This window comes from Desulfobacterales bacterium (assembly GCA_029211065.1).
GTDB lineage: Bacteria > Desulfobacterota > Desulfobacteria > Desulfobacterales > JARGFK01 > JARGFK01.
The window spans coordinates 1-22,361 of record JARGFK010000059.1 but is presented as its reverse complement, the minus strand read 5'-3'; the positions used below and the strand labels follow the sequence as shown (position 1 = coordinate 22,361).

The window sequence follows — 22,361 nt, the reverse complement described above, 5'->3', positions numbered from 1 at the left end:
ATAGTTGATCGAAAATGGCCGCACGCTTGCCTGAATGACACAAACTACGACCCTCGCAAGGATTTTGGACGCAAATAAGGCGTATATAAAATAATTATTCATACCCCGGTGTGATAAATGAACAGGAGTTTCAATGGAAAAAACCCTTGCAACCCATAAGAATTATCGGTGGGCATTACTTTTCGCAGCTTTTGTAATTATGATGATTGTCAGTATCTATCAGTATTCCTGGTTTCTATTCGCCTATGCCTTTGAGAAACAATATGGCTGGTCGCTGGCGACCATCGGCCTGACATTTACCGTGTTTACTTACGCGGCAACCTTTATCCAACCCTTTTCCGGTTTTATCGCGGACACCTACGGTCCCCGCAAAGTCGCCGTGACCGCTACGCTGCTGGTGGGCCTGGGGTATATTCTGGCATCACGGGTCACCGCTCCGGGGATGCTCTATCTGTATTATGGTTTAGGCGGCATTGGCGTCGGCATTTTGTACGGTATTTCAACCGCCTGCGCCATTAAATGGTTTCCGGACAGAAGGGGGTTTGCAACCGGCCTGGTGGTGTTCGGCTTCGGGGCCGGCACCGCTTTGTTCAACTGGTTTATCGAGAAATTAATTGAAACCAGGGGGCTGTCGACGACCTTTCTGTATCTGGGTGCGGCAATGGTAATACTCTTGATTCCGCTGTCGCTCCTGTATCAGTACCCGCCCAAAAATCCGGAGTTAAAACGGGATAAAGACAATGCAAAGGTTGACGCATCCGGCGATTTTAAGCCGATGGCCATGTTGCAAACCTATCAGTGGTATCTGATTTATTTTTCATTTGCCTTTACAATTTCAATCGTTTTAATATTTGGCGCCCAGATGAAAATGGTGGCGAGAGAATACAACATCCCCCATAATTATTTCAGTGTCCTGATGGTCCTCTTCCCCCTTGGAAACGGTTTAAGTCGCGTCGTGGCCGGCGCAATATCGGATAAAATCGGAAGAGAAAAAACCATGGTAATTTTTTATTCCCTTTTAAGCGTGTCGATCCTTTGCTTTGTGATGTTTGCCAAAACGCCGCTACTCTTCGTTATTATCGTTTTTGTAGCGGCATTGCTGGGAGGCGCGCCCTTTGCGCTTTATCCGGCCACGATTGGAGATTACTACGGCGCGGGCTATTCCACGACAAACTACGGTATTACGTATACGGCCAAAGCGTTTGCCGGCATCATTTCCGGCTGGTTCAGCGGCTATCTGGTCATGCGTTTCGGTTCATATAAAATTCCGCTGGTATTGGTGGCCATCTTCTGTGTTGTTGCCGCTGTGATATCAACGCCGAAATTTATGAAACCACCCAAAAAAGAATAAAGCGGTGAATGGATACAGTTCAAACCATCGGATGGATATTGCTCCGTGAGTGTTTTTACGGGGAAAATCCAAGAAGGTTTAAAAAAGACTTGTCTTTTTGTAACTTTTAAAGCTATTTTGACATATTATCTTCTAGATATTTAGAAATCCTATCAAAAAAACAAATCGAGGTGAACACAGGAGGTCAGGATGCCGTGATTTAGAATTGCGGGGAAAGCATTTACGGCAATCGGTGATTGCGGGTTTTACGATTTTATTCTTTTAAAATTTATCAACATCACCACAAAGGAGGTCGAAATGCGTAAGAGAAACTTGATCACAACCATCTGCCTTGTTCTTTCTATGGCGCTGCTGCTCCTGCCGGTTTTTGCGTCGGAAACGCAGGCGGCAGACAAAATCGGCTGGGTCGGTCCGGTCTACAAGGAGTTGTCCGACAGTCTCACCAAGGGATTTAAAGAGTACTACAAGAAGACCTATAACAAAGACGTGGACATTACGTTTGTTCGTCCTGGTGGGTGGCCGGTCTGCCTGGACAAGGTCAGGGCCTGGGGTGACAAACCCGATGCCGACATTTTTCTGGGGGCCGGTGCGCCGGCCCATGAGGTCTTGAAAAAAGAAGGGCTCATCGTGCCTTACCGGCCAAAGGGCTGGGACAAGGTTCCGGCCGAGTGGCACGGAATGAAGGTAAAGGATAGCGGTGATCTTTGGACCTGTTTCTCCCCCTGGATCGTCACCAACCTCTACAACGAGAAAGTCCTGAAAAGCCTGCGCCTGCCGCCGCCCAAAACCTGGAAAGACCTGCTCAACCCGATTTACAGAGGCAACATTGTACATACCCTGCCGTATGCCTCCGGCACGCAGCACGAGGTGGTGGAAATCCTCCTCCAGGGATTCGGGGAAAAAGAAGGATGGGCCTATAACCGATTGTTGGCGGCCCAGTTGGCCCGTTTTTCCACCGGCAGCACGGACACTACTCACACGATCAGCCGTGGCGAAGTGCCCATCGGGATCGCCCAGCCCCAGATGAACGCGATGGTTGCCCGCAAAGACGGCTATCCGGTGCGGGACCTGCTCCCCGACAAAACCATCCTGGTTCCGGAAGCGGTGGCGTTGCTGAAAAATGCGCCCAATGAGGCGGTTGGAAAAATATTCCTGGACTGGCTGTTCAGCATGGAGGGTCAGAAATATGTCCTCGAAGGCGGTTACTTCACGGCCCGGACGGACATTAATTTTTCCGAATGGGAAAAAGAAGGCGTCTCCATGGCCAAGCACGCCAAGGAGGCGCTGGGCGTTGATAACTTCTGGGATCTGAAGGTCGGGTTCATCGAATACGATCTGGATCTTGCCACGAAGCGATGGGACGAAGTCAACCGCTACTACGAGTATGAGATTTACAGAAAGTGGGGCGAGTTGAAAAGCAGCCTGTTCTTGATAGAAGAAGTTGAGGGAGAAGTTGGTGCGGCCAAAGCCCAGAATAAAGACATTACGAAAGCTGAGTCGAAAATAAGAGAAGCCAGAAAGCTCTTTGAGTCAGACGGAGACTATGCAGGAGCCCGTCTGGCTGCATCGGAGGCACGCGCTCTCCCCGCTGCAGCGGGTTTGCCGACGGGACTCATCTTGGCAATAGTTATAGCTGTCTTGATTTCAGTGACGGCAGTGATAATCGCGCTGCGACGGCGACGCGCGTAGCGAGAATTATCCCAATTCGACCGAATACTCTCTATGCATAAAGTGCGGGCAAGCTACCATTCGCCCGCACATTATGTAGTAGACAGGAAAGGATATGACATGCCGCGCGGCAATATCTTTCTGGCATCATTTCTATGGCTGATCATCGCCTTTCTCGTGATTTATCCCCTGTCGTTTCTGGTGTTGGAAAGCTTTAAAATCGCCGGCACCGACAGCTTCGGCATCAACAATTACCTGGAATTCTTCCAGGACACGTATTACCTCAAAACCTTTGGAAATACCCTGGTACTGAGCACCCTGGTGCTCTTGACGACCACCTTATTCGGTGTGCCGCTGTCCTATATTATGGCGCGCTACCGGCAGCGGGGCAAAACGGTTTTCACGGCCCTGATCCTGCTGCCGATCGTCTTGCCCGCCTATGCCGGCGTGTTTGCATTCATCATTTTTTTCGGAAAATTCGGCACCCTGAACCTGCTTTTAATGGAAGCAGGCCTGACCAAGGCCCCAATCAACTTCATCTACGGGCTGCATGGCCTGGTATTCGTTCAGGCCCTGCACATGCTTCCGTTCATCGTCCTGAGCCTTTCCGCGGGCTTTACCAACATCGACCCTTCTTTTGAAGAAGCTGCCGAAGTCGAGGGCGCCAGCGGCTTCCGGAGATTCTTCACCATCACGCTGCCGCTGTGCACGCCGAATTACCTGGCCGGAGCCGTCATCGTATTCCTCTGGCCGTTTACGGACTGGCTGACGCCGCTGATTTTGGGGCAGGTGGATTTTCTTCCCTCGGTTGCATACATCAACATCGCCTATCACTTTACCGATGTGCATCGCAAGTACATGGGGATTGTGGCGGTGGTGGTTTCCTCCCTTGTTTGCATTGCCCTCTTTTTACTTGCCAGGTGGTGGGTTGAGAAGCGAAAGTATACCGGTCTTTCAAAGGGGACAACGTCCGAAGGCCGGGTGATCGAGCCGGGACCGGTACTCAAAGCCGGTGCATACGGGTACATGATTTTCATCGCCCTGCTGGTTCTGCTGATCCCGGTCGTCTTGGGGTTATCGGCTTTTTCCAGAAGATGGGTCTTTGAACCGCTCCCGACATACTGGACCCTTGAAAATTTCAGGGTGATCCTGCAGGAGTCCCCGGGTCTGATCAAAAATTCATTCGTTTTCAGCGGAATCGCCCTGCTTTTCGGGGTCGCCTTTGGCCTTCCGGCCGCCTATATTATCGTGCGCACCCGGGTTCCGGGTAAAGACGCACTTGACTTTGTGATCACACTGATGCTGGCCTTCCCGGGCATGGCAGTCGGCGTGAGTTACATGCTGGCCTTCTGGGAGGGCATCCCCCTGGCAACGCATTGGATTATCATGCCCCTGGCCCTATTTGCCCGCCGGCTTCCTTATTTTTTGCGAATGGCCCATTCCGCCTATCTGCAACTGGATATTTCGCTGGAGGAGGCTTCGGAAGTATCCGGGGTGGGAAAGGTTCAAACTTTCATGCGGATATCTTTGCCGTTGCTGGTCAAAGGGGTCCTTGTGGGCGTTGTGATGTTTTTCATCATGGCGTTCCAGGAAATTTCCACAGCGATATTCCTCTATCGAGGCGGATGGGAAACCCTGCCCATCGGCATCTATCTGAACTGGCACCGTGGCATGGAATTCGGTATCGCCGCTGCCATGGCGTTTATGATGATCGTGATCACCTTTATTCTGCTGTTGATCATTGCCAGAATCGGCGGCGGGATCCTCAAAGCGGCCTGGGGTCCCGGCGGCAAGTAACGATTGGAACCCGCATAAGGTTATTTAAAAGTGTTCCTGACATCAAGGCGACGACTGAAGGAGATAAGTTAGATGGCATTTATCGAAATCCAGAACCTGTTCAAATGTTTTAAGAGCGTCGTGGCGGTGAATCACATCCAACTGGAGGTAAACCAGGGCGAAATGTTAACGCTGCTGGGACCCAGCGGATGCGGCAAAACCACCACCTTGCGTTGTATCGCCGGATTGGAGCGGCCGGATGAGGGAGATATCGTTATTGACGGCAAACCGATGCTCTCAAAAGGGTTTGTCCCGCCGGCCAAAAGAGGCATCGGCATGGTTTTTCAGAACTATGCCGTATGGCCGCATATGAAGGTGACCAACAATATTGTTTACGGTCTGAGGCTTCAGGGATTGTCCCGGCAGACTATCCGGGAAAGGGCGCAACAGGTGCTGGATTTGGTCGGTTTAGAGGGCCTGGGAGACAGATACCCGTCGCAGCTCAGCGGCGGCCAGCAGCAGCGGGTGGCCCTTGCGCGGGCGCTCATCAGAAATCCCAAAGTATTGCTGCTGGACGAGCCGTTGAGCAACCTGGATGCCAAACTCAGGGAAAAAATGAGATTTGAGATCAAGAGCCTGGTTAAACGCATGGGCATTACTTCGGTCTACGTCACCCACGACCAGGCCGAGGCCATGGTGATGTCGGATCGAATCGTAGTCATGAATGCGGGAAACGTGGAGCAAATCGGCACGCCCGACGAGATATATGACAAGCCCGCCAATAGATTTGTGGCTGACTTCATCGGCACCATGAACTTTATCCCGGGTGAGGTGGTCCAGGTCCTTGGGGATACAGGCGCGGTTTCTGTGCGCACTGAATTCTGCGAGAAGTTGCTGTGCCGGATCTCTGCCGGCAAGGCAGCGGCAGCGGGCGAAAAAATCTATGCTTCCATTCGCCCCGAGGATGTGGAAGTGTTCGCGCAGCCGCCCCAAAGCGGGGAGAACGTGTTCAAGGGCGCCATTGCACATAAGGCCTACCTGGGCAACTTTTTGTTCCTTTTCGTCAATGTAAACAGCTCCATGATCCGGGTGCAGGTTTCCCATCACCTGCCGCAGGAAGAGGGCCAGGAAGTCTACCTCTCTCTAAACCCGCAAAAATGCATGATTCTGACATGATCCTGAATTTTCCAATTATATTCTGATTTTTTCTAATTTTTTATACAGAATCCCATTGCTCATATGTCAGACATATCGACGGTTTTTTAGCTGGCTGATATCCTGGGGGCTGGGGAGATATATGAAACAATCAAATCGGCCTCTAACTTTCTCATCGCTTCATAGCATCCCAGCCATACAGTCTCCCAGCATCCAAGCCTTTAAGCCGCCCAGCTTACTTGCTCATCAGCTCTTACTTTTTTGCCTTGGGCCGTGAGCCCTGAGCCGTTCTTTTTTTGCCGTGCACCTTCAGCCTTCAGCCTAACTCCCTTAGCCGTTCTTTTATTGACATATCCTTAATGAATATATATTCATTATCAGCTAATATTCTCAGCCATACCGTGTTCTTTCCATCGCACCGACAACCTGAGTCATAGGTAGCGTTTTGAACAAGGGACAAAACATCTTCCAGACAGCCACTCGCCTTTTGCCCGGCCGGGTTTTAGAGTTAATAGTACCTTACGAATCGCAAGGGAATTATCAGATTGCTTGCAGCGCATCAGGAGGGGTATCGCGCCCTGGAAAATTGCTCCGGCTCATTAGCTCGGAAATTTACCGAAGCTGCCCTATCTTGAGGTCACAAATTGTGATCTCAAAAAAAAGGAAAACTAACAGAAAAGGCAAAAAATAGTCATAAAATAAAACCGGGGCGTTTTAATCAAGAACCGGGTTTGATCCAAGGTATTGAGAAGGAATTTGAAAATGGGTGAAGCGGAACGCAGAAAAAATCCACGGCACGAAATTAAACTCGGGGTAACCATTCGCAAAAATGGCGAAAATGTTCCCGCGGCAATGATCAATATCAGCAGGGGCGGCGTCGGTTTGATCTCAGACCGAGAAATTCTCCCTGGAGAAAAGGTCAATATCACTTTGGATTTTGTCGAGGACCATGCCATCCGCGGGACAACCCGGTGGGAGAAACTTACCACCAGGGAGGGCCGGACGATTTATCGGATCGGCGTCGAGGCCGATCAGGCCCTTGTTCCGGAAAATCTCTGGAAAGACGTACTCCCTGAAACAGGCAATGATGAATAGCATTAGAAATATCAAATATTCCAGGAGGGGATAATTTAATCAAGAGACAAGAGCAGATTTATCCTGTTAAATCTTTTTTCAGTATTTAACGGGGACTTGACCCCTTTTCTATAATCTTTACCTCGCTTGCCGGGGTCAGCTCTTCCATAGAAGAATACGACCATCTATGTGTAGGGAGTTTACCGAAAAATTTGAACATGTAACTTGTCAGGAACTTCTGGGTATTGATTTTTCCGTTCCCGGCGCCTATCAGCTATTTCGAAGTTCCGAAATAGCTGAAAATAAATGCTATCAATATGTCTATTTCGTCATCAAAAAACTCTATGCGCTTGAAAATGAGGCGGAATCCAGAAAGGATTTCATCTAATGGATACGACAGTTCCTGTTGAACGGATTACCAGTAAAATATATTTCATTCGAGGTCAAAAAGTTATGCTGGATCGTGATCTGGCCGAGCTTTACGGAGTTGATACCGCCCAACTCAAAAGAGCTGTTAGACGGAACATAGACCGTTTCCCCAAAGATTTTATGATCGAATTGACTAAAAAGGAGATGGAAGATTGGAGGTGCCAATTTGGCATCTCCAATTCTGATAAAATGGGATTAAGATATGCTCCTTTAGCCTTTACGGAACAAGGTGTCGCGATGTTGTCAAGTGTCCTTAGGAGCAAGCGTGCTGTTCAGGCGAACATACAGATCATGAGGGCCTTTACTCAGCTTCGTCGGATGTTGTCGACTCACGAAGATCTCAAGAAAAAAATCGAGACTATGGAAAAAAAGTATGACCAGCAGTTTCAAATCGTTTTCGAGGCCATAAAGCAATTACTTGAAACCGAGTCGAAGCCTCGTAAGCGAATAGAATTCACGGTCAAGGAAAAACAGAAAGCATAAGGGAAAGGGGTAAAAAGGGCATGAAACCTGGGGTATTTAAATCAAAAATCAAGGTTTGACCCCATTTATATCTGCGGATTTCCTGATCCTATCCTTGGCTGCGGTAAAATCGGAAAACTTGGCTTTCCCTTCCTGGATGCTTTTTTTTCTTGCCGATAAGACCTTCTCATGCCATGGAGGTGAAGATACAGATTCAGGGTTGCGGCAGAGATCATCCCAGATTTGCTCCATTGCCACAATTTTGTCCTCGGTCGTCATTTTGTCCAAAGGTAAAACGAATCCCATATGTTCCTCCTATTGAAATTTTTTATGTAATTATACCGCTTTCCATAATAAAGTTCCGAAACAATGAATTGCGGTATAAGCGGTTGTAGAAAAAACCGTTGGAATGACGGAACGTTTTTTTGACAACCGCTTTAACGGTTCCGGGCATTCAAAAGGTGGTTCTAAAAATTGAAGAACCCTGCAGTCCCGCCTTGGCGGGACAGGGAATCTTCGACCGTAAGGATTTTTGATCTAATTTTTAGATTCGCTCGCTAACCCCGCAGCCCCGCCCCGGCGGGACGGGGAATGCGCTCGCTGTTGCGGTTCAAGATGATTCATCCGCCCGCTTCATGGTGCGGCAGGCGACTACGTCGATACCCTTCTCACCCATGAAGTCCCTGATCAACACCTGACCCATTTTAACCGGCGCTTGTAACTTCAAGGCTTGGATTTTACGCACAGCTTCCAGGACCTGATCCTTATGAATTGGCTTGCAAGTCCTTATCGGCAGACGCGGCCACATGGCGCCGGAAATGGCAACGGTAGTGCTCAAACTCCGGCGCGGATCAATAAATTCCTGGTGGGCATACTTGGCGCCGCGGTCGCATTCGTACCCGGATACTTCTTTTATCGTGTTGCCATCATGTTCGAGATGCAGGGGGCATCCGATGGGGCAGCCGATACAGGTGTATTGTTTGGCTTCAGTCATTGCGTTCTTCCTTTGCCAGGGGCAAAATATCAATCCGCAGGCTGTCTCCGTGGAATTTATCCAGCAGATCCGGCTTTAGCTTTAACATGATCATTTCAGCCGGAAAAACAAAGCGAAGCTTTTTTTCGATCAGATTGCCCACCCGGATTTTACAGGGTTTCATGGGGGCCTTGCAGCGCAGGTATACGGTATGCTTATGACCTGGGTTGAGGGTGTGGGGGACACAGTAGCGTACATTTTCCCCGGGAAGCAACTGGATATTGTCACCGGGCCGGCGGACCCCCCGGGACAGTTCGGCCGCAAACCGGCCGGCCAGCAGGGATTCGTTGGTGACAAAATCAACCAGGTCGTGCACATGCAGCACATTGCCGCAGGCAAACACCCCCGGCATGCTGGTTTCCAGGGTGCTGGAAACCCGCGGGCCGCCGGTGGCGACATCCAGGCTGATTCCCAGGTTCTGGGTCAGTTCGTTTTCCGGAATCAGGCCGATGGATATCAGCAGCGTATCGCAGGGGACGTCCCAGGCCCGGGCCAGATCCGGTTTAAGGTCCTTGCCCACCGGCGCCACCGTAATTTTTTCGACCCGGTCACGGCCATGAATGGCAGCAACCGTGTTGGACAGGTGAAGCGGTATATTAAAATCGTTCAGGCATTGAACCACGTTGCGGGAAAGCCCGTTGGAATAGGGCATGAGCTCGAAAACGCCGACCACCTCGCAGCCTTCAAGGCTCAGGCGCCGTGCCATGATCAGCCCGATATCGCCGGAGCCTAAAATGGCAATTTTTTTGCCGGGCAGGTACCCCATCAGGTTTACGAATTTCTGGGCCAGGCCGGCCGTGAGGATGCCGGAGGGACGCGTGCCGGGAATGCGGACCGCACCCCGGGTGCGTTCACGACACCCCATGGCCAGAACCACCGCCTGGGCCTCGACGGTCAGGATGCCCCGCTTTTCATTGATGATGCGCACTTTTTTAATGCCGTCGGAGTCTGCCGCGATCCTGGATACATAGCTGGCGGGCAGGATATCCACATCATGGTCGATGACCTTTTCGATGAAACGCTGGGCATACTCCGGCCCGGTGAGTTCCTCTTTAAAATAGTGCAGGCCAAACCCCGAGTGGATGCATTGCAGCAGGATGCCGCCGGCTTCAGGTTCGCGGTCCAGGATTAAGACCTTGTCTTCACCGTAATCTCGGGCGCCCAGGGCCGCCCCAAGTCCGGCAGGCCCGCCCCCGACCACCACCACCCCGTATTTTTTTTCAACGCGTCCTAACATATTAATTAACACCTTAAACTTACAGCTATGCTGATGGTCCAAGCTATGCTTTGCGGGAATGAGAATTACTTGTTCTCTCACCCGCTCTCCCGCAGAAGCGGGATCGCTTGAGCACACAGAGAGCACAGAGGAAATTATTTATGATCTGATTCGCTGAGAGGGCGAATCAGATCAAGCATCAGCCCTTTCGGGGCCATCTTTATGATGATAACTGGATCAATGGTTGTAACATTCGAACTGAACCGCGTAGTGCGGTGGTTTGGACAGAATCCGGATACCTGTCCCGAAAGATAGCGGGATCAAGGATTCTGTCCAAAAATCTTAACCCTCTGTGTTCTCAGCGATCTCTGTGAGAGACAGAAAATACAACATTGTGGACCCTTTTAGGGTCACCCTTAAGCCACCCCTTTTAGGGGTGGTTGTTAACTTGTAATTTCAATAAGTGAATGAAATTCCAACAAAGCAAATCCCTTCTGGAGTCGAATATTGACACTAGTTGTCCATTTTTTTGACGATCCAGGAGTCTCCGCCGCGCTTGGTAACCTTTTGAAGTTCCTGCTCCAATCGTTTGGCCAGAATGTCCATACAGCGGGTCGTGCAGAACCCGCCCTGGCACCGTCCCATTCCCGTGCGGCTGCGGAATTTGATCCCGTCCAGGGTTCTGGCGCCGTGGTCAATGGCTATCTGAACTTCGGCCTCCGTCACCAGTTCACACCGGCAGACCACCCTGCCGAAGAGGGGATTTTTTTCAACCAGGTCGAGTTGCTGCGCGTCACTTAACGTGCTGAACCGCGGCGGGCCCGGCAGTTGCGGCTTGAAGTCTTCCTTTTCCCTGCAAACCAGCCCTTCATTCATGAGGATATCACGGACATATTCGGCAATGGAAGGGGCCGAGGTAAGCCCGGGGGATTGGATGCCGCCTACATTGATAAAGCCTTTGATGCGGGTCGGTCCGATGATGAAATCATTGGTATTGCTGACGGCGCGCAGCCCTGCAAATTCAGTAATGGTATCCCGTTCGTTGATGGCGGGACATATCCGGCTGATAAATCCGAACACCTGATCGGAGCCCGGGTAAGTGGTGGAAACATCGTAGCGGTCTTCGATGTCCTCTGCGGTGGGACCGACCATGATGGTGCCGTCAAAGGTGGGAATAATCAGAATCCCCTTGGTATTTTCACTGGGTATGGGGAATATGAGTCTGCGGACAAGCCCCTTGAGTCGTTTGTCCAGCAGGTATTCTTCACCTTTGCGGGGTTTGATGGTGAAATCTTTTAAACCGACCATTTCAGCGATCTTATCCGCAAAAACACCGGCACAGTTCACCACAAAGCGGGATTTGACGTGTTCCTGGGGGGTATGGAGAACGAGTCCGTTGTTTTCAATGGAAATCTTCTCAACCGGACTGTTTACTTTCAGTTCAACACCGTTATGAACGGCATTTTCGCACAGCGCAAAGGTTAGTTCGTAGGGATTGACCACACCTGCCGAAGGCGCAAACAGCGCAGCAGTTAGTGTATGGGAAAGGTTGGGTTCCTCGGCCTGGAGCCTTTCCCGGGGCCATATTTCCAACCCTTTAACCCCTTTTGCTTCTCCCTGTTTTTTCAATCGTTCTAATTCCGGAATTTCCGCTTCGGCGCCGGCCACAACCAGTTCACCGATTCGCCGAAACCCAAAATTTAGCTCCTTGCACAGGGTGTCAAACATTTCATTGCCGCGAACAACCAGCTTGCCTTTTAGCGTGGAGGGTGAACTATGGTGTCCGGCATGGATGATGCCGCTGTTGGTCTTTGAAGAACCGAAGCCGACTTCAGCGTGTTTTTCAATTATGACGATGCGTAGTCGATAGCGGGAAAGTTCACGCGCGATGGCGCAACCGGTTATCCCGCCTCCGATGATGGCGACATCATAGGTCATAGTATTTCCGAATTAACTATTGATTTAGGCCGAGTTGGTGTGGCGTTTATCTGTTGACAAATTGTCATAAAGGGGTCCCAGTGTTCAGGGGGTCAAGTTCAAGCTTGACTAATCTGTTCAGAGCGTTGTAATTAGCTGAAAAATTACTTGACAATACTATTATTTAATTGATTTCTCAATAAAAAATTGCGGGCTGCAACCTAAATTGATGTTGGTTTCCGTGTTGACGGAAACTCCCTGCTGCCGGCGTGAAAAAATCGGGACAAAGAGATCTTAATGGAACCGTTTAGGCAGTTTCCTGAAAATTTCAAGACGGGCATTCGCTACATTCTGACCGATATCGACGACACCCTTACGATAAAAGGCCGTCTGCCGGCCGTTGTTTTTGTCGCCATGGAGCGTCTACAAAAGGCTGGGGTCCGCATCGTCCCGGTCACCGGCCGGCCGGCCGGATGGTGTGATCACATGGCGCGGTTCTGGCCGATAGATGCGCTGGTGGGTGAAAATGGGGCTTTCTATTTCAGATATGATAGGCGCCTAAAGACGATGATCCGGCGGTATTGGAAATCCGAAGCGGATCGAAAAAAAGATCGGAAAAAACTGGAAAAGATAAAAAAGGAAATTCTGAAAAAAATTCCCGGCTGCCGGGTGGCGTCTGATCAGGCCTATCGGGAGGCGGACCTGGCAATCGATTTTTGTGAGGATGTGCCGCCGCTTCCGAAAAAAACGGTTAGAGATATTGTGCGCCTTTTTGAAAAGTCCGGCGCCCAGGCAAAGATAAGTTCGATCCACGTCAACGGTTGGTTCGGGACCTATGACAAGCTATCCATGACCCGCATGCTATTCGAAGAGGTGTTCAAACAAACCCTCGATGAAATCAAAGAAAGGGTTATTTTTACCGGAGACTCCCCCAACGACGCCCCCCTGTTTTCTTATTTTCCCCACAGCGTCGGTGTTGCCAATGTCATGCATTTTAAGGGCCGGCTGGCCTGTGACCCCGCATGGATAACCCGCAAGGCCGGCGGGGACGGGTTTGCCGAAATGGTAGATGTGCTTCTGACGTAAGACGCGGCAGTGAATCGTGATCAGCGGTTCGAGTGCAGCCGTTCGATGTTCCCTTTTAACTGAGCGATTTCAACGCCCAGACCGACACACTTCATGCCGAACATGCATTTTTCAGCGTCGTCATCTTCAAGATAGGTCTTTAATTGATGATTGTCTTTTGTTAAGTAGACCACCCAGGCCTTTTGGGACTCGTCATACGCTGTTTTGATGTCCAGGCCGCAGGCCCCGATATCCGGATATATCTCCCGTATTTTTTCGCATAATGCGGTTTTATCAATCATGGTTTGCTCCTTTAGGTTCTATGGCCAGGATCCCGGGGTGTGCCGCCAAATCGAAAATACCGTCACCCGTTTTCTGTCAAATTCTCCATACCAGGATTCATGATGGGCGATATCTTCAATGACATAGAGAACATGAATTTCCGCACCATATTGTTGCGTTATGGATTGGACATAGGGAAGGGCTTTTTCGGCGCTCTTTGAAAAATCCGTCGGCCAAAGTATTTTTTCTATTTTCATGGTGTTATCTCCAGTTATTTTAAATTTTTTGAGTTCAATCAAAATTCTATTTATAAAGTAACTATTTAAAGGTGCTTGTAAAGCGTGGATAAAATTCAGCAAAGAGTCACTCTGAAAGTGCTTCCCGAATGCAGTACTCAATGGAATTACAAAAAAAGCCAACAAGTGTTCAGAATAGTATACTTTTTGGCGCTAAAACGTGTAACGTATAAACGAAATTATATGTTTTAACCATCTGATATATAGACAAATATATTAATATAATTTTTTTTGGTACGATCGTTGCTTGTAATTCCCATAGGATTGCAATCCTGCCTGAATATCATATTTTATAATCGGATAACGATATGAATCAAAACCCAAAGTCGGCGAGGGCTGCCCGCGCAGAGAAAAAAAACGAATCTGAAACCCGGGCCATTAGCGCCCTAAACCAGTTCAGAGGTCCGGTTTGCATTTTTGGAAAACCGGTAGCCAGTGACATCCTTTTTTCCAATCACAGGGGCATCTACAAAAAAAAGGTCGAAAAACGTCAACGGCGGCTGCTGATCAAAATTCCTTTTATCAATTCCTTTCTCGAAGAGGGTGAACTGATCACGCTCATCACCAGCGGCTATGCACCGCTGACAAGGCTCGAACGCTTCCTGCTTCGATACCTGACCGTTTTCCAGCGGCGGGCGCTTTTTGTTTTCACAGACCGGCGAGTGCTCTATATCCCCACTACGTTCACTTATGGCTATCGCTATTCTGTCGCGGAAATTCGATACGCCAACTGCAAAAGCATCCAAATCATCGGACGATCCCTGGTCTTTATGTTCCCGAACGGAGGGTTCGAACAATTTCCCTATATTGCGCGGAAAGAACGCCGGAAACTGCAGGCCATTGTCGTCAACTTTGCCCTGGGAGGGAGTCCGAAAGGATCGCCGAACATGACCTACCTATGTGCGCGATGCGGTGCCGCCATTCCGAATAACAGTGCGTCATGTCCGAAATGCCGGCTACGATTCTGGACCGCTGCCAAGGCGGGAAAGATGGCGCTGCTAATTCCCGGAGGCGGGTATTTCTATATGGACAACACCCTTTATGGTGTTGCCGGCGCCATCCTGGAATTACTTCTTGCCGTTTTGTTGATTCTTTCGGTTGTTGATATGTACCACGGATTCAGTGGGAGCGTTCCGGCTGCAATCCTGCTGAGCCTGGCCCTGGCAGGGACAAAAGCAGTTTCATTTTTTTACTCCCAGGACTTGGCGCAGGGATGTTTCCCGGACTTGGAACAGCTGCCTTCGTTAAAATCATAGCACGGAACTGATATTCACACCTGTGGAAAGGAGTATGTAACAGAAATGTTCCCAAATTTATTCCGAGAAAAGCCTTAAAAACCGCCCTGAACTGATGCGGGTTTTAAAGGATAAAAATATCCTGCGATGACATTGTTTCCATTAATGCGGATAGATCCCTAATATATAGAATTCATATTCCATGGGGCCGTCGAGCGTATCCTTATATTTTTGCTCCAGTGATTTTCTTTGCGGGCTGTTTCTCCAGTTGTTCCAGCTTTCCAGGGATTGCCACAGGGAGGCAACCACAACCCTATTGGGATGATCTTGGTCCCACATGGTTTCAGAGGAAATATACCCCTCCTGTTCCATGGCCCCAAGACGCGCTTCACGAATGGCTTTGGAAATTTCGACCACATCGGCTTTTTTAAATTTTCTTTTAATTAAAACCTTGACTGCCATGATGATCTCCTTTCTTTGTTTGTTAAATGATACTTTTATACCGCTTTCCATAATAAAGTTCCGAAACAATGAATTGCGGTATAAGCGGTTGTAAAAAAACGGTGGGATAACGGGATGTTTTTTTGACAACCGCTATAACAAAATAAGAGCGTTCATCACAGAAAATCAGTAGATTTGGTGATAGCAGAAGAATAGAAACGGCGGAAATTCAGGCTGGTACCAGAAGAGATACTTGATACAATAGAGAAGTGCTGTGGAAAAGTCAACCCCGAAGGGATATTTTAATTGATTATGTCGTCTTTAATTTTTCTGTGAAAAGCCGCCAGAATCGGTTTTGATCCCGCCCCGCAGCTGATGACGGATCTGAGAGCCTCTTCCACCGATATCGGCACCGGGTGAACATATTCCTTCTTCATATGCAGAATATAGCCGGTCGTCGGATTGGGGCCGCACGGAACAAACACGGTGTAGCTGCCGTCCGGGTGGGTGTCGGTGATAAAGGCAGTCATGAGGCTTTCATCATTAAAAGCCCGAACCAGCGCCACCGAGGAAAAAGGGGTCGAATCTCTATCGAAAAACTGGGTGACCGTCAGCTTGATTGTGTGGTAGCCGGGTATAAGCTTTGAAAGACGCATGTCTATATGCTCATGAATAAAGCGCCCTATTTTTGTTTTAACGACGGCACCGACAATGAAACAGGTGGATAGTATAATGCCCAATACAATCACGTCTGCGGCAAGTTCCTGAAAATGGGATCTGGCAACCACGAGACTGGTAAGGGGTTGAATAATCCGAAGAAAGAAATTAAAGATCCACTTGAAAATCAGAAATAAAATGGTGATGGGCAGAATAACGGCAATTCCGCCGATTAAAGAAGTTTTAAAAAATTTATTCATTCTGCTCATGGTTCAATACTCACTTTTAGAACGATTGGGACCAGCCGCAATAACAACGAACCCATAGTTTCATATTAAAGTTTTAAAATCAACAGCGCCTGCCGATGCTCAGGTAAGTAAACCCCAACTTTTTCATTTCCACGGGATCGTAAATATTGCGTCCGTCGACAACAATCGGCTTTTTTAAAAGGTCCTTAATGGTCTGCATATCCAGATTCCGGAACTCATCCCATTCGGTGACGAGAATCAGGGCGTCACAGTCCCGAACGGTTTCATAGGGATCATCAAAAAAACGGACATCTTTTAAGACCTTTTTGGCATTGGGGATTGCGATGGGGTCAAAGGCATGGATGGAAGCTCCCAGGCGCTGCAACTCTGCAATGATTTTCAATGAGGGGGCATCACGGATATCGTCTGTTTTGGGCTTAAAGGAAAGACCCCAGACGGCCACACGGCTGCCGCTGATGTCCAGTACGGATTTGAGCTTTTCCACCACCACGGTTTTCTGGCGTTCATTGATTTGGTGGACCGCTTCAAACAAATCGGCATCGCAGCCGTGCTGCTTCAGGGTGGCAATGAGCGCTTTGACGTCCTTGGGCAGACAGCTGCCGCCGAAACCCAGACCGGCATAAAGGAATCTCGGGCCGATGCGGCTGTCTAGACCCAGTCCCCGGGATACGGCTTTGATGTCCGCTCCGGTTTTTTCACACAGAAGGGAAAGCTGATTCATAAAGCTGATGCGGGTCGCCAGCATGGCGTTGCTGGCATATTTGATGATTTCAGCGCTGCGGATATCGGTAACCATTATGGGGCGGTCGGTCCGGGCGACCGAACGGTAAAGTGAGGACATGATTTCCCGGGCCTTGTCGCTGTCGGTTCCGAAGATGATCCGGTCCGGGTTTTCAAAGTCCTTGACCGCTACGCCCTCCCTCAGAAATTCCGGGTTGGAAACCACGTCAAACGGGATTTTTTCAGTCTGGTTCTCTCTGACAATCTCGCGGACAAGGTCGGCGGTTCCTACCGGAACCGTGCTTTTGTTGACAATCACTTTATAAGCGTTCATGTGGCGGCCGATGGCTGCGGCAACTTCTCTGACGCCGGTCAGGTCCGCCTCCTGCAGATGATTGCTGGGGGTGCCCACACAAATAAAAACGAGATCCGATTTCTGAATGGCCGAAGCGGTATCGGTGGTGAATTTAAGGCGGCCGCCCTTGAGGTGTCTCCTAAAGATTTCCTCCAGTCCGGGTTCGTAGATGGTCAGACTGCCGCCGGCCAGGCGGTCAATTTTTTCAGCGTCGACGTCTACGCAGATGATATCGTTACCCAGGTTCGCCAGTCCGGTGCCGGTAACGATACCGACATAACCGGTTCCCATGATTGCCAGTTTCATTTAGTTTTCCTTTCTGTCATGTCCATAATACGCCTGATACCAGGAGACGAATGCGCTGATGCCGGCTTCAAGCGAAGTGTCGGGTTTAAAATCCACCGCGTCGACCAAATCATCAATATCGGCATAAGTTGCCGGCACATCGCCCGGCTGCATGTCCAGAAACTTCTTTTCAGCTTTTTTGCCGAGTTTTTTTTCAATGGCGCTGATAAAATCGGTCAGCCGGACCGGGTTGTTGTTGCCGATATTATAAATCTTGTAGGGGGCATAAGAGCTGCCCGGGTCCGGGCGGTCGCCATTCCAGTCGGGATCGGGCTGGGGCAATCGGGCCATTATCCGGACGACCCCTTCGACAATATCGTCGATATAGGTAAAGTCCCGCTGCATGTTGCCGTGATTAAAAACCTGAATGGGCCTGCCCTCTAAAATCGCGCGGGTAAAGAGAAACAGGGCCATGTCCGGCCGTCCCCAGGGGCCATAAACGGTGAAAAATCTGAGACCGGTGCAGGGCAGCCCGAACAGATGGCTGTAACTGTGGGCCATGAGCTCGTTGGCCTTTTTGGTTGCGGCGTAGATGGATATGGGATGATCCACATTGTGATGCACGGAAAACGGCATTCCGGTATTGGCCCCGTAAACCGAACTGGATGATGCAAACAGCAGATGTTGAATGCGGTTGTGACGACAGCACTCCAGCAGGTTGATGAATCCCGTCAGGTTGGATTCCGAATAGGCATTCGGATGGGTCAGGGAATATCTGACCCCGGCTTGTGCGGCCAGGTTGACGACCACATCAAACGGCTCCTGTCTAAACAAACCTTCCAGGCTGTTTTTATCGGCAAGGTCGATCCGGTGAAAGGAAAAGTTTTGATGGGGGGTCAGCAGGTTGAGCCGGTCTTTCTTGAGATTGACATCGTAGTAGGGGTTCAGGTTGTCCATGCCGATGACGTGATAACCGTCCTTCAGCAGTCGCTGGGAAAGGTGAAAACCGATAAAACCGGCGGTGCCGGTGACAAGTACATTTTTGAATGTAAATTTCATTTTGTTATCTCTTTTGTCGGCGATACCATTCCAAAGTGATTTGAAGGCCCTTTTTCAACGAATGGGCCGGTTTAAAACCAAGCTCGCAGCGGGCGCGATCGATGTCGGCGACTGATTCCAGGATTTCACCGGGCCGTTGCGGTCTAAAAACCGGTTGGGATGATGTTTCGGCCAGCGTGCCAATGATCTGCCACAGTTCTCGGATACGGATAAATTCTCCGGTTCCGATGTTGAACACATGACCGCCGGCCGTTTTAGCGGCGGCTGCCAGCAGGTTTGCCTGAACCACATCCTTTACATAGACAAAGTCGCGATACTGCAGGCCGTCGCCATAGATGACCGGCGACTCATCTGCGATGGCCCGGTCTATAAATATGGAAATGACGCCGGAATAGGGAGACGACGGGTCCTGGCGCGGGCCATAGACGTTAAAATAGCGCAGAAACAGGGTTTCCATGCCGTACAGTTCACTGTAAAGCCTGCTATACTGCTCGCCCACAAGCTTCTGGATTGCGTAAGGGCTCAGGGGATTGGGGGGCATGTTTTCCTGTTTGGGGTTGCGGGCGCCGTCGCCGTAAACCGCACAGGAACTGGCGCCGATAAAGCGCCGGACGTGGTGTCGGCGGGCGGTTTCCAAGACCTGCAGGGTTCCCATTTCATTGACTGCCGCGGAATCAACGGGGTTTTCCACCGTCCATGGAACCGAAACGATTGCCGCCAGATGAAAGAGAACGTCGCAGCCGGTAACAGCCTGTTTTAAAAGTCCGGGATCACGGAAGTCCCCCTGGTAAAATGTAATCCGGTCCCGGACGGCCGCGAGGTTGGATAAACGGCCGGTTGAAAGGTTGTCAATAACCGTTACGCTGCAGCCTGCATCCACCAACGCTTCCACCAGGTGCGATCCGATAAATCCGGCTCCGCCGGTAACCAGTGTGTTTTTGAAATTAAGATTCATGTTATGCAATTCTCAATCAACCGCTTGACTTCCATAGAACGCTTACTTAAAATGACTTCTATATCATTGGGGAGAATTTCTCAATACTTGATTTCACTGATTAACACCCGGATTTTGCACGAACCGGAGGCTTTCATCAAATGAAAACCCATATCCAGATTAAGTTGTTTGCCGACCTGAGCGCATTTACCCCGCCTGGGGCCGACAATTTTCCGATTGAGGCCGGGATAACCGTCAGGCGGTTGCTTGAAGACATTCGGGTTTCCGCTAAAAAGGTCCGGCTCGTATTCATCAACAACGTCAAGGGCGATTTAGACTCGACCCTCAGGGGAGGCGAGCGCGTCGGCATCTTTCCTCCCATCGGGGGAGGATAAAAATGGAAAACGGCCTTGTCAGTGAAATTCGCTCCAACGCCATCCCCAAACAGTTTCGTGATAATACCCCTTACATCAGCCTGTCCGTTGAAGCGGTGGCCTTGCTGGCCGGTAAATATAACATCAGCGGACACCGGGTTGAAATAGAAGCGCTTCAGGCCGGGATCGTTCCCGAGCGATATGCCCGCAACCTGCGAACATTTTCACTACAGGACCAGGCCGTGCTGCTGCAATCACGGGTCAGTGTGGTCGGTCTGGGGGGACTGGGGGGTGGTGTGACGGAAATTTTAGCCCGCATCGGCGTCGGCAACCTTAACCTGATGGACGGGGATACGTTCGAGGACAGCAATCTAAACCGTCAGTTCATGAGCACGCAAGAGGGGCTCGCAACGCCAAAGGTGGATGCGGCTGCCGACCGGGTTCAGTCCGTTAACGCGTCCGTAGTTGTGGAGGCGCATATTGAATTCCTGGATGCGGACAATGCCGCCGGGCTATTAGCCGGTTCCGATGTGGTGGTGGACTGTCTGGACAGTCTGAAATTTCGCTTTATTCTGGAAGAGGCCTGCAAAACGGCCGGCATTCCGCTGGTATCGGCGGCCATCGCCGGGGTGGCGGGACACGTGACCACCATTTTCCCGGAAGATCCGGGCCTGAAACTGATTTACGGTAAAAGAGACCGTATCCCCGAAAAAGGCGCTGAAGCCAGCCTGGGGACACTGCCCCAGTGTGTCACCATCCTTTCCGCCCTGGAAACATCCGAGGTTGTGAAGGTGCTGCTCAAAAGGGGATCCCTCCTGAGAAACAGGCTGCTGGTTGTCGATCTCATGGATAACACAATGGAAGTGCTGAAGCTGAGGTGAGGTAATCTGTAGGAGCTGAGGATTCAAGAGTTCAGGTAAGGGCGCCCAAACCTCATGACCTCTCGATTTTCTCTGTGTTTTGCCTGTTGTCCGTTGTCAGTAGAAATGCTATCCACATACTACGGACCACGGACAACTTACCTTACGTTTTGACAATCTTCCTGTCTTTGCTAACTCGAAGCCGCTGCTTTGCCAGCCTGTTTGGCAATAAAATTAAACATCTGCCCTACCACCAGGGCGATAATTTCTTTCGGCAAGAGCTTTTCCGGGAATTTTTCCATGAGCAGTCCGGTGATTTCGGCGGCGCTCTGTTCAGCATTTCCGGTGCGGGCATAGGAATCTTCCAGCAGCGAGCGGGTCTGTACGGCAGCATCCATGGAGCGCTGCAGAAAACCGCCTGCATCCGTGCCGGTCAGGGCGCCGAAATGTTCCGCCAGGTAAATGTCCAAATCATAGCCGGCCATCTTGCGCAGACTTTCCTGGTACAGATCGAAATTGGAGTTGGCGGCGGTAAAGATCCAGTCGCCGGCCGGAATCCCGCCGGCATCCGAAGCAAACAGCGCTTTTTGCTCTTTCACGAATACGGCTATGGAACAGGAGGAATGACCGGGAACGTCGATAATCTCCAGAGACAAATCATCGCAGCGCAAGACAGCGCCGCCGGCAACCACCGATTCGACCGCTATGCCGTTGAAGTCAAGACCCATCTCCCCGGCGACTTTTTGAAGCCCGTCCCGTGCCAGCAGCATCTGGTTCAGAAACGCGACGGACTGAATGATCTTGGGGGAAGACAGCAGTTCTTTGGCCCGGGCCGAGGCCGTGACAGTGGCCCAGGGCCAGCGCTTTTTAAAAAAGGGGACAATGCCGCAATGATCAAAGTGAGCGTGCAGGATGATCATTCGCCGGATCTTTTTTTCATCGATATTGAATTTGTCAAGCTGTTCCAGCACGTCCGGTACGATGCTGACCATGCCGCCGCCCAGCAGGGCGTACTCATTCCGGCCTTTGAGAAGATACACACAGGACTCTTTGCGGCCCAGCAGAACGATTTTATCGTTAACCTTGCCCGGCTGATCAATGACCATTGTAAGATCCTTTCCGATTAATTTTTTGCAGCAATCAGGGCCGCGCCGATGGCGCCGGTCAGTTGCGCTTTGGGCGACACGGCGACAGGGCTGCCGATTTTGGCCTCAATGGCTTTGACGACGCCGATGTTTTTAGCGACACCGCCGGTCATCATGACCGGCGGCGTGAGTCCGATGCGGCCGGCCATGGCAACGACCCTTGCCGCAATGGCCGTGTGGATTCCGGCGATGATATCCTGTCGCCGGGCGCCTTTTGAAATCAGCGAGATGACCTCGGATTCGGCAAACACGGTGCACAGGCTGCTGATGACGGCAGGGGCTTCGGCGGTGAGCGACATCGGG

The 22,361-nt window shown here is 50.5% G+C and carries 23 protein-coding genes; 10 read left to right on the top strand and 13 right to left on the bottom strand.

Annotated elements, in window-relative coordinates:
• Window positions 1–133 precede the first annotated feature (133 nt).
• The 6 genes from P1P89_13710 to P1P89_13685 all read left to right on the top strand — a co-directional run bounded on the left by P1P89_13710 (window position 134) and on the right by P1P89_13685 (window position 7,936).
• The gene (locus P1P89_13710) at window positions 134–1,351 is read left to right on the top strand and encodes an OFA family MFS transporter (GenBank protein ID MDF1592567.1); all 1,218 of its coding nucleotides are present in this window, start codon (window positions 134–136) and stop codon (window positions 1,349–1,351) included.
• Window positions 1,352–1,648: 297 nt separating this feature from the next.
• Complete coding sequence (locus P1P89_13705) at window positions 1,649–3,040, top strand: extracellular solute-binding protein (GenBank protein ID MDF1592566.1); 1,392 nt, start codon at window positions 1,649–1,651, stop codon at window positions 3,038–3,040.
• Window positions 3,041–3,139: 99 nt separating this feature from the next.
• Window positions 3,140–4,816, top strand: coding sequence for an iron ABC transporter permease (locus tag P1P89_13700; protein ID MDF1592565.1), 1,677 nt, complete (start codon window positions 3,140–3,142; stop codon window positions 4,814–4,816).
• 72 nt (window positions 4,817–4,888) lie between these two features.
• Window positions 4,889–5,971 carry an ABC transporter ATP-binding protein gene (locus tag P1P89_13695; GenBank protein MDF1592564.1) on the top strand — a complete coding sequence of 361 codons (1,083 nt, stop codon included), beginning with the start codon at window positions 4,889–4,891 and terminating at the stop codon, window positions 5,969–5,971.
• A 741-nt stretch (window positions 5,972–6,712) separates the two neighbouring features.
• Window positions 6,713–7,045 (top strand): PilZ domain-containing protein, encoded by a 333-nt coding sequence (locus tag P1P89_13690; GenBank protein MDF1592563.1) that lies wholly within the window; start codon window positions 6,713–6,715, stop codon window positions 7,043–7,045.
• Window positions 7,046–7,411: 366 nt separating this feature from the next.
• On the top strand, window positions 7,412–7,936 hold the full coding sequence (locus tag P1P89_13685) for an ORF6N domain-containing protein (GenBank protein MDF1592562.1): 525 nt from the start codon (window positions 7,412–7,414) through the stop codon (window positions 7,934–7,936).
• 48 nt (window positions 7,937–7,984) lie between these two features.
• Here P1P89_13685 and P1P89_13680 read toward each other — a convergent pair whose 3' ends face one another.
• From P1P89_13680 to P1P89_13665, 4 genes are all read right to left on the bottom strand, one after another.
• Window positions 7,985–8,221, bottom strand: a complete 237-nt coding sequence (locus tag P1P89_13680) for an addiction module protein (protein MDF1592561.1) — start codon at window positions 8,219–8,221, stop codon at window positions 7,985–7,987.
• 304 nt (window positions 8,222–8,525) lie between these two features.
• On the bottom strand, window positions 8,526–8,909 hold the full coding sequence (locus tag P1P89_13675) for a DUF1667 domain-containing protein (GenBank protein MDF1592560.1): 384 nt from the start codon (window positions 8,907–8,909) through the stop codon (window positions 8,526–8,528).
• Complete coding sequence (locus tag P1P89_13670) at window positions 8,902–10,185, bottom strand: FAD-dependent oxidoreductase (protein ID MDF1592559.1); 1,284 nt, start codon at window positions 10,183–10,185, stop codon at window positions 8,902–8,904. Before P1P89_13670 ends, P1P89_13675 begins: the two co-directional genes overlap by 8 nt.
• A gap of 492 nt (window positions 10,186–10,677) precedes the next feature.
• Entirely contained in the window at window positions 10,678–12,102 is a 1,425-nt protein-coding gene (locus tag P1P89_13665; GenBank protein MDF1592558.1) for an NAD(P)/FAD-dependent oxidoreductase, read from the bottom strand.
• A 276-nt stretch (window positions 12,103–12,378) separates the two neighbouring features.
• Between P1P89_13665 and P1P89_13660 the strand changes: the two genes are divergently transcribed.
• A complete protein-coding gene (locus tag P1P89_13660; GenBank protein MDF1592557.1) occupies window positions 12,379–13,167 on the top strand; it encodes an HAD-IIB family hydrolase in 789 nt (262 codons plus the stop codon).
• Window positions 13,168–13,187: 20 nt separating this feature from the next.
• Here the strand turns inward: P1P89_13660 and P1P89_13655 are convergent, their stop codons facing one another.
• Entirely contained in the window at window positions 13,188–13,448 is a 261-nt protein-coding gene (locus tag P1P89_13655) for a hypothetical protein (GenBank protein MDF1592556.1), read from the bottom strand.
• An 18-nt stretch (window positions 13,449–13,466) separates the two neighbouring features.
• Window positions 13,467–13,685 (bottom strand): universal stress protein, encoded by a 219-nt coding sequence (locus P1P89_13650; GenBank protein ID MDF1592555.1) that lies wholly within the window; start codon window positions 13,683–13,685, stop codon window positions 13,467–13,469.
• Window positions 13,686–14,032: 347 nt separating this feature from the next.
• Here P1P89_13650 and P1P89_13645 point away from each other — a divergent pair, with 347 nt between their 5' ends.
• The gene (locus tag P1P89_13645) at window positions 14,033–14,980 is read left to right on the top strand and encodes a hypothetical protein (protein ID MDF1592554.1); all 948 of its coding nucleotides are present in this window, start codon (window positions 14,033–14,035) and stop codon (window positions 14,978–14,980) included.
• 141 nt (window positions 14,981–15,121) lie between these two features.
• On the opposite strand, the gene P1P89_13640 is transcribed toward P1P89_13645, so the two are convergent.
• From P1P89_13640 to P1P89_13620, 5 genes are all read right to left on the bottom strand, one after another.
• The gene (locus P1P89_13640) at window positions 15,122–15,421 is read right to left on the bottom strand and encodes an antibiotic biosynthesis monooxygenase (GenBank protein ID MDF1592553.1); all 300 of its coding nucleotides are present in this window, start codon (window positions 15,419–15,421) and stop codon (window positions 15,122–15,124) included.
• 281 nt (window positions 15,422–15,702) lie between these two features.
• Window positions 15,703–16,317, bottom strand: a complete 615-nt coding sequence (locus P1P89_13635; GenBank protein ID MDF1592552.1) for a DUF502 domain-containing protein — start codon at window positions 16,315–16,317, stop codon at window positions 15,703–15,705.
• A gap of 88 nt (window positions 16,318–16,405) precedes the next feature.
• Window positions 16,406–17,707: a UDP-glucose/GDP-mannose dehydrogenase family protein gene (locus tag P1P89_13630; GenBank protein MDF1592551.1), complete on the bottom strand. Its 1,302-nt coding sequence runs from the start codon at window positions 17,705–17,707 to the stop codon at window positions 16,406–16,408.
• Window positions 17,708–18,745, bottom strand: a complete 1,038-nt coding sequence (locus P1P89_13625; GenBank protein MDF1592550.1) for an NAD-dependent epimerase — start codon at window positions 18,743–18,745, stop codon at window positions 17,708–17,710. It abuts the gene before it with no gap.
• A gap of 4 nt (window positions 18,746–18,749) precedes the next feature.
• A complete protein-coding gene (locus P1P89_13620) occupies window positions 18,750–19,700 on the bottom strand; it encodes an SDR family oxidoreductase (protein MDF1592549.1) in 951 nt (316 codons plus the stop codon).
• 140 nt (window positions 19,701–19,840) lie between these two features.
• Here P1P89_13620 and P1P89_13615 point away from each other — a divergent pair, with 140 nt between their 5' ends.
• Both P1P89_13615 and P1P89_13610 read left to right on the top strand, forming a co-directional pair.
• On the top strand, window positions 19,841–20,074 hold the full coding sequence (locus tag P1P89_13615) for a MoaD/ThiS family protein (protein MDF1592548.1): 234 nt from the start codon (window positions 19,841–19,843) through the stop codon (window positions 20,072–20,074).
• A 2-nt stretch (window positions 20,075–20,076) separates the two neighbouring features.
• Window positions 20,077–20,934 (top strand): HesA/MoeB/ThiF family protein, encoded by an 858-nt coding sequence (locus P1P89_13610; GenBank protein ID MDF1592547.1) that lies wholly within the window; start codon window positions 20,077–20,079, stop codon window positions 20,932–20,934.
• A 170-nt stretch (window positions 20,935–21,104) separates the two neighbouring features.
• Here the strand turns inward: P1P89_13610 and P1P89_13605 are convergent, their stop codons facing one another.
• Together P1P89_13605 and P1P89_13600 are read right to left on the bottom strand one after the other, a co-directional pair.
• Window positions 21,105–22,019, bottom strand: coding sequence for an MBL fold metallo-hydrolase (locus tag P1P89_13605; protein MDF1592546.1), 915 nt, complete (start codon window positions 22,017–22,019; stop codon window positions 21,105–21,107).
• Window positions 22,020–22,036: 17 nt separating this feature from the next.
• Window positions 22,037–22,361: BadF/BadG/BcrA/BcrD ATPase family protein (locus P1P89_13600; GenBank protein ID MDF1592545.1), on the bottom strand; the 325-nt coding region annotated here is incomplete at its 5' end.